An 11,289-nucleotide genomic window follows, 5' to 3' on the forward strand; every position below is an offset into this window, starting at 1 on the left:
CGATAATGGAGTAAATCGTTTCCGAAGCGATCACTTCCGCCAATTCTTTAAATTGGGGATCAATCAATACTCGTTCGAAGGATTCTGCCAGAGCTGGTGCCGTTTGATACAAAAGCATGTCACGGAAATAATAAATCATGTCTTCTATGAACCTGGCCGGGTCTTTCCCCATCGCCAGCAATTCTTCAAGTACCTCTAGGGCCACTGCCACTTCTTTATCATATATCGCTTTTGCCAGCCGACTTAAAAATGCCTGCGAAACTGAACCTGTGACAGTCAATGCATCTTCCACCGTTACAGTCTCCGAACTGAAGGAAATAGCTTGATCAAGCAGGCTCAGTGCATCCCGCATCCCACCTTCGGCTGCCCTGGCTATGATATGCAAGGCTTGTTCATCACACGAAACGCCCGTTTCCGCAATGATTTGTGACATCCTGCCAACTATATCTTGCGGCTGGATCCTTTTAAAATCAAATCGCTGGCAACGGGAAATGATCGTAAGCGGGATCTTATGCGGCTCGGTCGTCGCCAAAATGAAAATAACGTGCTTTGGAGGCTCTTCCAATGTCTTTAGCAGCGCATTGAAGGCACCTTGTGAAAGCATATGTACCTCATCGATGATATAAACTTTATATGTGACCGCGTTCGGTGCATATTTCACTTTATCACGAATGTCACGGATTTCCTCGACGCCATTATTGGATGCTGCATCAATTTCTATCACATCTGATATGGAGCCATCAGTGATTCCGCGGCAGGTAGCACATTCGTTACAGGGCTCGCTTGTCGGGGCATGCTCACAATTCACTGCTTTTGCTAGAATTTTGGCAGCACTCGTTTTCCCTGTTCCTCGTGGACCGGAGAATAAATAGGCGTGCGAAACCTTCTGGGAGAGCAAGGCATTCTGCAATGTTTTCGTCACATGTTCCTGCCCCACTACATCAATGAATTGCTGTGGCCGCCATACCCGGTATAATGCTTGATACCCCACGGAAATCCCTCCTTGTTTTCTCCATCTTTTTTATTATACATTACTGATTTCCTTAATTTCAAAGTCTATATCGAAAATTAATGGAACGCTGATTATTAAAGAAAAGCCAAGTCATGTACTTTCTTTGCGCAAAAAAAAACCCACTCGCTACGAATGAGTTTTTTGATTATGTAAAATAACTGCCGTGCACCTTCTGTCGATTAGCAACCATAAGCGTTACTTAAGCAGTTAGCTCGGCCCAGGCAACCCTGCGGCACATGAGAACTTCCACTTAATGCTGCTTCCTTCCGGACCTGACATGGTTCATGGAGACCCATTGCGCAGGACCCGGGCGTCAACACCACTTACTTAAGGCAGACCCTACAGAATGCTAACCTCGAGAAGGAATTCAACCTCGCTAGAGCGGATTGCGAGTACAGGGCACCGCTACCTCCCCGTCTAGCACGGCAAATGTGATACCAATTTTCAAGCGTCTTAACGACGCATAATTCATTATACTAAGGTAACAAAAAAAACGCAAGTGTTGTTCATTGAACGGTTAGATCAAATGGAGAGTGCATATTTCATTCTGCACTCTTGAGGGCCTTCTCTTTTTTCATGGCCTTCTTGCGATTCCTGAGCTCTTTAAAGAAAGCAGTCAATATCCCGCCGCACTCCTCTGCCAATACACCACTCGTTACCTGACATTGATGATTGAACCGCTCATCTTGGAGCAAATCCATGAATGTACCGGCACAGCCAGCCTTCGGATCATGCGCACCAAAAACGACCCGCCTTATCCTGGACTGCAGAATCGCACCCGCACACATGGGGCATGGTTCAAGGGTCACATATAACGTCGCGTCCTCAAGCCGCCAACTGCCGGCAGCACGGCACGCTTCGTTAATCGCAAGCAGCTCCGCATGCGCCGTTGCATTCTGCTCCGTCTCCCTCAGGTTATGCCCCGTCGAAATGACTTGATCATTTATCACGATTAAGGCGCCGATCGGGACTTCATTCAAACTCTGTGCCTTTTTCGCTTCCTCTAAGGCTAAATTCATGTAATACATATCATCCTTGATAAAAAAACCCCCTTATATTAAGTAGGAGTAAACAGACAAATATAAGACAAAATAAAGGTCATACTACTTATTCTAATGAATAGTAACGCAAGCTGCATATGAGCCGCAAGTAAATGATCACCATACAAGGAGGATATAACATGAAACGACACGAATCAACGTCCTTCGCCTTGCTCATCATTGATATGATCAATGATTTTCAGTTCAAGCACGGTGATATGCTCCTTGAACATACGGAGCTGATCATCGATCCGATCTTAAAGATAAAAAAACGGATGAAAGAAAAAGGCTTCCCGATCATCTATATCAATGATCATTATGATTTATGGCAGGCCGACTTCGATAAAATAATCGACAGGTGCAAAAATGACGGCAATGCCTCTTTGATCGAAAGGATAAAGCCACAGCAGGATGAGTTCTTCCTCATCAAACCAAAACATTCTGCATTTTATGGGACAGCCCTCAATACCCTGCTCAAACAGCTGAAGGTCGAGACCTTGATCATCACGGGGATAGCTGGCAATATCTGCGTGCTTTTTACCGCCAATGATGCCTATATGAGGGAATATCAATTATGGATACCCGAGGATTGCATCGCGTCGGCATCAAAGGAAGATAACAATTATGCCCTAAAGATGATGGACCATGTCCTCAAGGCTTCCATCAGGAAAAGCGGGGATGGATAAGGCAGCAATTCCGCCTTCCGAAGCTCCCCGTTAACCAATCTTGCATTCTCCTTCATTATCAACCTGACAAAAATATCACTAAAGTCCCGAGTCTGTGATACAATATCTCTTGGCTGAAAAACCTAATAAACTGGGAATTGCAGCTTGATACCTCATTGAAGGAGGACAGATTGGATGAAATCCACCCCATTTATCACAGTCGAAGGTCCAATCGGCGTGGGAAAAACATCACTGGCAAAAATTATTGCAGAACACTTTCACATATCACTATTGAAGGAAATTGTAGATGAAAATCCATTTCTCGGGAAATTCTACGATAACATCGAAGAGTGGAGCTTCCAAACAGAGATGTTTTTTCTATGTAACCGGTATAAACAATTGGAAGATATCGAAAAAAAGTATCTCACTAAAGACCAGGCCGTGGTGGCTGATTACCATATATTCAAGAACTTGATATTTGCTGAGCGAACGTTAAAAAACGAACAGTACAATAAATATCTTGAAATATTCAATATTTTAACCCGCGATATGCCAAGACCTAATATGGTTATTTATTTACATGCAAGTCTGGACACTCTTCTTTCCCGAATCGGCAAAAGAGGACGTGAGATCGAAAAGAATATATCGTCCATTTATTTAGAGCAGTTATCGTCGGATTATCAGACCTTCATGGAAAGGTTCGAGAAACAACACCCTGACATTCCTGTTCTTACCTTTAACGGAGATGAACTGGATTTCGTCGGGAACAAGGATGATTTAAAAACGATAATCAGCCAAATAGAGAATGCCCTGCAAAAAGGAGTAAATTCAAATGAACTTACGAAAGAAATATAATATTCCAAACAACGCCGTCATTACGATAGCAGGGACGGTAGGCGTAGGAAAATCGACCATGACCAATGCGTTAGCCGATGCCCTTCAATTCAGGACATCTTTTGAAAAGGTTGATACGAACCCCTACCTGGATAAATTTTACGATGATTTTGATCGTTGGAGTTTCCACCTGCAAATCTACTTCCTCGCTGAACGGTTTAAAGAACAAAAGAAAATCTTTGAATATGGCGGAGGCTTCATCCAAGACCGTTCCATTTATGAAGACACCGGTATATTTGCAAAAATGCACTATGAAAAAGGGACAATGAATGAAGTGGACTACGAAACATACACAAGCCTTTTCAACGCCATGGTTATGACGCCCTACTTCCCACATCCTGATTTACTGATTTATCTTGAAGGGTCACTCGACGATATCCTTGAACGGATCCAGGAACGCGGACGGCCAATGGAGCAGCATACCCCGATTGAATACTGGCAAGAGATGCATGGCCGTTATGAAGAATGGATCGATCAATTCAATGCATGCCCTGTCCTTCGCTTGAATATAAACGAATATGACCTCATGCAGGATGAAGCGAGCATCGAACCACTCATAAAGCGGATTGCCGATTATATGGAGCAAACCAGTTTATTACGAAATAGGTAAACGATAATTGAACGGCACTTCGGAAGCGTTAGATGCAATCTAATCATTCCAAAGTGCCGTTTTTTGTCTGCCAAGAGGAGGGAGTAAAAAGACATAAAGCCTTTGCCAAACACAGACCTTTCAAGCATGCCTGAAGTGCCGGCTGCATTTGAAGCACGCGATAGAGCATTTCCTAAAAAGAGCGGGCAAATAATATAGCAGAAAACAAAAATCCCGTTACATTTCTGTAACGGGATTCATCGATATCCAATTTATGCGCTGTGGTTATTAATAAGTTATGGAGGAGGTAGAGGGATTCGAACCCCCGCGGGATTTGACTCCCCTGTCGGTTTTCAAGACCGATCCCTTCAGCCGAACTTGGGTATACCTCCGTATCAACATTTATTATAATACATCGATTTAAAATCAAAGTCAAGCACTCTTGAACGTTTTTTTGAAATAATTTTTATACGCATATAAAAACGAAAATCAGCCTCTTTTCTATGGAGGCTGATTTTTCTTGCATTCACTGAAAACTTACGGTTTAATGACTTCCGCACCGCGCATATACGGCCTTAATACTTCAGGAATGATTACACTGCCATCTTCCTGTTGATAATTCTCCAGAAGGGCTGCAACAGTACGGCCAATCGCCAAACCAGAACCGTTTAATGTATGAACGTGCTCCGGTTTGCCTTTTGCATCACGTCTGAAGCGAATATTGGCCCGCCTAGCCTGGAATGCTTCAAAGTTACTGCAAGAAGAGATTTCACGATACGTACCGTAGCTCGGGATCCAAACCTCGATATCATACTTCTTGGCAGCCGTGAAACCTAGATCGCCCGTGCACATGCTTAGCACCCGATATGGAAGGCCCAGCAATTGCAGGACTTTTTCTGCATGACCAGTAAGAGTCTCCAACGCTGCATAAGAATCTTCCGGCTTCACGAATTTCACTAATTCAACCTTGTTGAACTGATGCTGACGAATCAACCCGCGGGTATCCCGTCCGGCAGATCCAGCTTCGGATCGGAAAGAAGCGCTAAATGCAGCATAGCTAATCGGCAGGTCATCGCCACTCATGATTTCATCACGGTGGTAATTCGTCACAGGCACCTCGGCTGTAGGAATCAAGAAGTAATCCTCACTTTCGATCCGAAAGGCATCTTCCTCGAATTTAGGCAATTGACCAGTTCCCGTCATGCTTGCACGGTTCACCATATATGGAGGCAGCATTTCCTCATAGCCGTGCTCTTCGACATGAAGATCCAGCATGAAGCTGATTAAGGCGCGCTCCAGTCGAGCGCCAAGACCTTTATAAAAAACAAATCGGCTTCCAGTCACCTTAGCCGCCCTTTCAAAATCAAGGATACCTAAATCTCCAGCTACATCCCAATGCGGTTTAGGTTCAAACTTGAACTCAGGCACTTCGCCCCATTTGCGGATTTCGACATTATCGTCTTCCGTCTCTCCCACCGGCACACTTTCATGAGGGATATTGGGGATGGAAAGCAGTAACGTGCCTAACCTGCCCTCCACTTCACGAAGCTCATCATCGAACCCTTTGATTTGATCGCCGACTTCACGCATTTCGGCAATCATTTGATCCGCATCCTTTTTCTCTCTTTTTAAGACGGCCACTTGCTGAGAAACTTCATTCCTTTTGCTTTTCAATTTTTCCGTTTCGGCAATCAGCGTGCGGCGCTTCACATCAAGCTCCTCGAATTTACCTAAATCGGTTAAATCCTCTCCTCTGAATTGCAGTACTCGTTTTACTTCTTCAAAATTATTTCTTACATATTTCAAATCCAACATTTTTCAAGTCCTCCTTATTATTTTTATAATCTATAAAAGAACGCAAAAAACTCCCGTCCCCTAAAGAAGGGACGAGAGTTAACCCGCGTTGCCACCCTAGTTGAAGGCATATGAAAACTGCCTACCACTTACCACGATAACGGCTTTTAACCGAAAGTAATTACTGGCCCAAAGGGGCTTTCCATACTCTGCTCCAGGAGGGATTCACAAAATTCTCACACCGGTTTCCACCAACCACCGGCTCTCTTCGGAAAGAAATCATTGTTACTAATTCCTGTCATTGCTTTTGTTCGTATCGGATTGTTTTCCATAATGTACTATAATTTTATACATTACGCAACACTTTTATACACGAATATTAAAACCAACCTTTAACAGTTGAAGCTACACTGCTCCATACATCCCCGAAGAATCCGCCAACTGCCCGCATGGATAATACGAACCAATTTGCTTTTTCTACCGTTTCGGCAGCTACGACATTAACTTTTGTTGAATTGCCGTTAATGTACCCGTAATCTTCGCCCTTTTTAGGAGTGACGGTGATGTAGCCGAGCTTTTCACCTTTTTTGATTGGTGCCGTCAGCTTACCGGCTTCGTTCAATTTGTTTTTATCGATCACTAGATCGGTTTTATAGTTATCTTTACCGCCATTTTCTACTAGCAGCTCAATTGCTTTTTCTGATTCGATCTTGACGCTTTTTTCCTTACCTTTAACAACTGAAAGGGTTTCTTCCCCTTTCACCTGATACTTGGCTGGAAGGACTTTTTCTTTTTTGAAGGTTGCATACGCATAGTCCATCAGCTTGGTGCTGTCCGCAAAACGTTGATTCTTATTAGTGGACTTCATGACAACCGTGATATAGCGTTGACCATCCCGTATGACCGTACCTGTATGGCCATAGCCGGCATATTCAGTGGATCCCGTTTTCAGCCCGTCCACGCCTTTATATTCGAATATAAGGCCTGGCAGCATCCAGTTGAAGTTCGGATATTCCTTGCCATCTCGGAATTTCAATTTGGAGATGCTGGCGATTTTTAATACTTCAGGATAATCGTTGATAAGACGATAAGCAAGCAGAGCAGTATCCTTCGCTGTCATGACGTTTTCATCATCTGCTTTACCGGTAGGGTATTCCCCCAATAGATCGGAATTGTTCAAACCGCTGGCATTTACGAATCTATGATTTTTCAAGCCTAATTTACTTGCTCTTTCGTTCATTAATTTAACGAAATTCTTTTCACTTCCGGAAACTAGCTGAGCCAATGCCACTGTCGCTGCATTTCCTGAATAGATGGCCATGGCTTGATAAAGTTCCTTAACTGTATAGTCCTCACCTTCCGTCAAACCAACATTCGACAGATTCGGTGCTTTTGAAAGATCATGCACATACTTATTGATTTTTACTTTTTGATCCCAACTGATTTTCCCATTTTTAATGGACTCCATTATGATGTACTCAGTCATCATTTTTGACATGGAAGCGATGCCCAATACTTTATCGGCATTTTTTTCATACACGATTTGACCTGTTTTACCATCAATTATGATGGCTGCTTCTGCTTTTAAACCCAAATTATCAGATTCAGCAACAGCTTCCCCCGGTTGATAGGCAAATTGCGACATAACAAGAACAAAAACAAAAGTGAAAATGAGGGTTATCTTGCTGATTTTTTTCAATTTCCAATACCTCCAACTTTTAAGCTAATCTCTATTAACAAAGAAAAATCTTTATGTAATTCCCTTGACACCTTGTCTAGTTTATCACAGAAAAAATAAAAAAAATAGACAGAGTAATCGAGGACTCTGTCTATTTTCATAATAAATTTTAATGACGATTAGATGTTAAAATCATTACAAGGAATAGTTCGGTGCTTCTTTTGTAATTTGGACATCATGTGGATGACTTTCTCTTAATCCGGCACCAGTCATTTTCACGAATTGGGAGTTTTCCCTCAATTCTTCCAATGTCGCTGTACCGCAATATCCCATTCCGGAACGAATGCCACCTAGCAGCTGGAAGATCGTATCGGATAATGGTCCTTTGTATGGAAGGCGGCCTTCGATGCCTTCCGGAACGAATTTCTTATTATCCTCTTGGAAGTAACGGTCTTTAGATCCCTTTTCCATGGCAGCTACAGAACCCATGCCGCGATATACTTTAAAGCGACGGCCTTGGAAGATTTCCGTTTCGCCCGGGCTCTCGGTTACACCGGCAAGCATACTGCCGAGCATGACTGCATGTCCTCCTGCCGCTAGTGCTTTAACGATATCTCCAGAGTACTTTATCCCGCCATCGGCGATGATCGTCTTACCATGTTTTCTTGCTTCCGTCGCACAATCGAAGACTGCCGTAATCTGAGGGACGCCTACACCGGCTACAACCCTTGTCGTACAGATTGAACCAGGTCCGATTCCAACCTTCACCACGTCGGCTCCAGCTTCGATCAATGCTTTCGTTCCTGCGGCAGTTGCCACGTTACCGGCAATGATCGTTAACTCTGGATATGTCTCACGGATCTCCTTCACCACATCCAGAACTCCAGCAGAGTGACCGTGGGCAGTATCAAGGACAATTGCATCGACGTGGGACTTAACAAGCATTTCTACACGCTTCATCGTATCTTTGGTCACACCGACAGCAGCACCTGCAAGCAATCTTCCTTGCTTATCTTTAGCTGAGTTCGGGAACTCAATGACCTTCTCGATATCCTTGATCGTAATAAGTCCTTTAAGAACGCCATGATCATCTACAAGGGGAAGCTTTTCTATTTTATATTTTTGAAGAATTTTCTCAGCTTGTTCCAAGTTGGTTCCCACAGGTGCTGTCACAAGGTTTTCTACCGTCATGACACTGGAAATCTTCAAGGAGAAATCGGAAATAAATCGCAAATCACGGTTAGTAATGATACCAACAAGTTTTTGATCTTCAATATTGTTTACGACAGGCACACCTGAAATCCGATATTTGCCCATCAAGTGTTCTGCATCAAATACTTGGTGATCTGGGGTTAAGAAGAACGGATCGGTAATTACGCCGCTTTCTGAACGCTTTACTTTATCGACTAGCTCAGCTTGTGCTTCAATCGACATATTTTTATGAATGATGCCGAGTCCGCCCTGACGAGCCATGGCAATCGCCATCTCAGCCTCTGTCACGGTATCCATTCCTGCGCTGATGATAGGAAGGTTTAGCTTCAGATTTTCGGCTAAACTGACTTGAAGGTTAACATCTTTCGGTAAAACCTCTGATTTCGCTGGAATTAATAGGACATCATCAAAGGTTAAACCCTCTTTTGCAAATTTATTTTCCCACATTATTTTCCCCTCCTGCTTAAAAATATTATTTGTAGGTTATCAATAGGACATACTACTGTCAAGAAGAGAAGTAAATGTTTGATTATTCTATTAATTAGAAGGAGAAGCTGCAATGCCTGAAAACAATGATAATTTCGATAAATATACCCCTTTTTTTTCCGCATCTTCCTCACAACTTTTTTTACAAAAGTGTTACAACGATGAAAAAGTTGCAGATGCGGAAATGAAAAGTTACGAAAATTGTTATCCATTTATATACCACTTGGAACATGCAAAAACTTATTATAAACAGGCGGCCATATCTCCGCTTTCGATACAGCCAATCCTATCATTTTATGGTTTTGCTCAACTGCTGAAAGCCTGCCTGCTCACGATTGACCCTAATTACCCTGAATCGACTTCCTTACTTGCCCACGGGGTCACGACAAGAAAAAGAAAAAAGCAGCAATACGAGTTTTTAAAGGATGAAGTGAAAACGCAAAAGAATGGGCTTTTCACCTCCATTGCCGAAAAAATGTTCCATATCAGGCATCTAGAAGGTGAAAAATATTCCATGGCTACATTACTGAGGGAAATTCCGGATATGGAAACCTTCTCATGGTCCGCTTCCCGGAATAACTTCATTCCTCTCTTGCAGAACTCCGATTGTTTTCAATTACCCCCAGCCGTACTGGATAACTACCGGATGTCCAGCAGCCGTTTGGAGGAATTTTTAAACTCCAGAACGAATCAAGTGTACCATATTGAGGAAGCTTCTGGAGTCCTCCTGCTAAAACCTGATCACATCCTCATGCATAATGCCTCTTCTCCGATTCGCTATAATTGGGCAGAAGGGCAGTTCATGCTATCAATCAATAAAGATTCGTCAGCATTTTCAATGCCTGAACTTTTACTGCATTATTTGATTTCTTATAATCTTAGTATAATAGCCCGTTATGAAACAGAATGGTGGGCAGAACTGCTGAAAACAATGCCTAACGATGATTACCCCTGTATTGTGCAATTCCTCAAAATAAGCCAAGCTAAGGTGCCATTACTAATATTTGAATGGCTGAAGTCCGAAAGGTTCGGCAATTGATGCTTCCGCCTATTTTAGAAACCGAAACAATGCGAAAAAAGACCAGCCGCGATGGCTGATCTTTTTTATAATGGCTTGGCGGCGTCCTACTCTCACAGGGGGAAACCCCCAACTACCATCGGCGCTGAAGAGCTTAACTGCCGTGTTCGGAATGGGAACGGGTGTGACCTCTTCGCTATCGCCACCAAACATATCAGGAACATTGTTCCTTCAAAACTAGATAATAAGAAGGTATTTCATTTTTTCAAAAGCGTTGGTTAAGTCCTCGATCTATTAGTATCAGTCAGCTCCACATGTCGCCACGCTTCCACCTCTGACCTATCAACCTGATCATCTTTCAGGGATCTTACTAGCTTGCGCCATGGGAAATCTCATCTTGAGGGGGGCTTCATGCTTAGATGCTTTCAGCACTTATCCCGTCCGCACGTAGCTACCCAGCTATGCCTTTGGCAAGACAACTGGTACACCAGCGGTGCGTCCATCCCGGTCCTCTCGTACTAAGGACAGCTCCTCTCAAATTTCCTGCGCCCGCGACGGATAGGGACCGAACTGTCTCACGACGTTCTGAACCCAGCTCGCGTACCGCTTTAATGGGCGAACAGCCCAACCCTTGGGACCGACTACAGCCCCAGGATGCGATGAGCCGACATCGAGGTGCCAAACCTCCCCGTCGATGTGGACTCTTGGGGGAGATAAGCCTGTTATCCCCGGGGTAGCTTTTATCCGTTGAGCGATGGCCCTTCCATGCGGAACCACCGGATCACTAAGCCCGACTTTCGTCCCTGCTCGACTTGTAGGTCTCGCAGTCAAGCTCCCTTGTGCCTTTACACTCTACGAATGATTTCCAACCATTCTGAGGGAACCTTTGGGCGCCTCCGTT

At 43.7% G+C, this 11,289-nt stretch carries 9 protein-coding genes, 1 tRNA gene, 2 rRNA genes, 1 other RNA gene and 1 other annotated feature; of the genes, 4 read left to right on the forward strand and 9 right to left on the reverse strand.

Features of this window, described 5'->3' with window-relative positions:
- The 3 genes from dnaX to tadA form a co-directional block, all read right to left on the reverse strand.
- On the reverse strand, positions 1-991 hold a 991-nt coding region (gene dnaX / locus CVN76_RS04780), incomplete at its 3' end, for a DNA polymerase III subunit gamma/tau (protein ID WP_157805525.1).
- A gap of 182 nt (positions 992-1,173) precedes the next feature.
- Positions 1,174-1,438, reverse strand: an RNA gene (gene ffs, locus CVN76_RS04785) — signal recognition particle sRNA large type.
- A 116-nt stretch (positions 1,439-1,554) separates the two neighbouring features.
- A complete protein-coding gene (gene tadA, locus CVN76_RS04790) occupies positions 1,555-2,040 on the reverse strand; it encodes a tRNA adenosine(34) deaminase TadA (RefSeq protein ID WP_100530482.1) in 486 nt (161 codons plus the stop codon).
- 152 nt (positions 2,041-2,192) lie between these two features.
- On the opposite strand from tadA, the gene CVN76_RS04795 reads away from it, so the two are divergent.
- From CVN76_RS04795 to CVN76_RS04805, 3 genes are all read left to right on the forward strand, one after another.
- Positions 2,193-2,738, forward strand: a complete 546-nt coding sequence (locus tag CVN76_RS04795; RefSeq protein ID WP_100530483.1) for an isochorismatase family cysteine hydrolase — start codon at positions 2,193-2,195, stop codon at positions 2,736-2,738.
- A gap of 174 nt (positions 2,739-2,912) precedes the next feature.
- Positions 2,913-3,572: a deoxynucleoside kinase gene (locus tag CVN76_RS04800; protein ID WP_100530484.1), complete on the forward strand. Its 660-nt coding sequence runs from the start codon at positions 2,913-2,915 to the stop codon at positions 3,570-3,572.
- Positions 3,550-4,221, forward strand: a complete 672-nt coding sequence (locus tag CVN76_RS04805) for a deoxynucleoside kinase (protein WP_061143386.1) — start codon at positions 3,550-3,552, stop codon at positions 4,219-4,221. Before CVN76_RS04800 ends, CVN76_RS04805 begins: the two co-directional genes overlap by 23 nt.
- Positions 4,222-4,499: 278 nt before the next feature.
- Here CVN76_RS04805 and CVN76_RS04810 read toward each other — a convergent pair.
- From CVN76_RS04810 to guaB, 4 genes are all read right to left on the reverse strand, one after another.
- A tRNA-Ser gene (locus tag CVN76_RS04810) sits at positions 4,500-4,592 on the reverse strand.
- A 145-nt stretch (positions 4,593-4,737) separates the two neighbouring features.
- Positions 4,738-6,015, reverse strand: a complete 1,278-nt coding sequence (gene serS / locus CVN76_RS04815; RefSeq protein WP_100530485.1) for a serine--tRNA ligase — start codon at positions 6,013-6,015, stop codon at positions 4,738-4,740.
- A gap of 64 nt (positions 6,016-6,079) precedes the next feature.
- Positions 6,080-6,305: a binding site (T-box leader), on the reverse strand.
- A gap of 68 nt (positions 6,306-6,373) precedes the next feature.
- Positions 6,374-7,693 (reverse strand): D-alanyl-D-alanine carboxypeptidase family protein, encoded by a 1,320-nt coding sequence (locus CVN76_RS04820; protein ID WP_100530486.1) that lies wholly within the window; start codon positions 7,691-7,693, stop codon positions 6,374-6,376.
- A gap of 174 nt (positions 7,694-7,867) precedes the next feature.
- Complete coding sequence (guaB, locus tag CVN76_RS04825; RefSeq protein ID WP_100530487.1) at positions 7,868-9,331, reverse strand: IMP dehydrogenase; 1,464 nt, start codon at positions 9,329-9,331, stop codon at positions 7,868-7,870.
- Between the two features lie 112 nt (positions 9,332-9,443).
- On the opposite strand from guaB, the gene CVN76_RS04830 reads away from it, so the two are divergent.
- The gene (locus CVN76_RS04830; RefSeq protein ID WP_100530488.1) at positions 9,444-10,409 is read left to right on the forward strand and encodes a YaaC family protein; all 966 of its coding nucleotides are present in this window, start codon (positions 9,444-9,446) and stop codon (positions 10,407-10,409) included.
- Between the two features lie 73 nt (positions 10,410-10,482).
- Here CVN76_RS04830 and rrf read toward each other — a convergent pair.
- Together rrf and CVN76_RS04840 are read right to left on the reverse strand one after the other, a co-directional pair.
- A 5S ribosomal RNA gene (gene rrf, locus CVN76_RS04835) occupies positions 10,483-10,598 on the reverse strand.
- A gap of 64 nt (positions 10,599-10,662) precedes the next feature.
- Positions 10,663-11,289 (reverse strand): 23S ribosomal RNA (locus tag CVN76_RS04840); the annotation flags it as partial.

The organism is Bacillus sp. mrc49 (assembly GCF_002803435.1).

Coding starts and splice junctions, on each gene's coding strand:
- tadA (WP_100530482.1), bottom strand. CDS start 2,040: ATGTATTACATGAATTTAGCCTTAGAGGAAGCGAAAAAGGCACAGAGT.
- CVN76_RS04805 (WP_061143386.1), top strand. CDS start 3,550: ATGAACTTACGAAAGAAATATAATATTCCAAACAACGCCGTCATTACG.
- CVN76_RS04800 (WP_100530484.1), top strand. CDS start 2,913: ATGAAATCCACCCCATTTATCACAGTCGAAGGTCCAATCGGCGTGGGA.
- CVN76_RS04830 (WP_100530488.1), top strand. CDS start 9,444: ATGCCTGAAAACAATGATAATTTCGATAAATATACCCCTTTTTTTTCC.
- serS (WP_100530485.1), bottom strand. CDS start 6,015: ATGTTGGATTTGAAATATGTAAGAAATAATTTTGAAGAAGTAAAACGA.
- CVN76_RS04795 (WP_100530483.1), top strand. CDS start 2,193: ATGAAACGACACGAATCAACGTCCTTCGCCTTGCTCATCATTGATATG.
- guaB (WP_100530487.1), bottom strand. CDS start 9,331: ATGTGGGAAAATAAATTTGCAAAAGAGGGTTTAACCTTTGATGATGTC.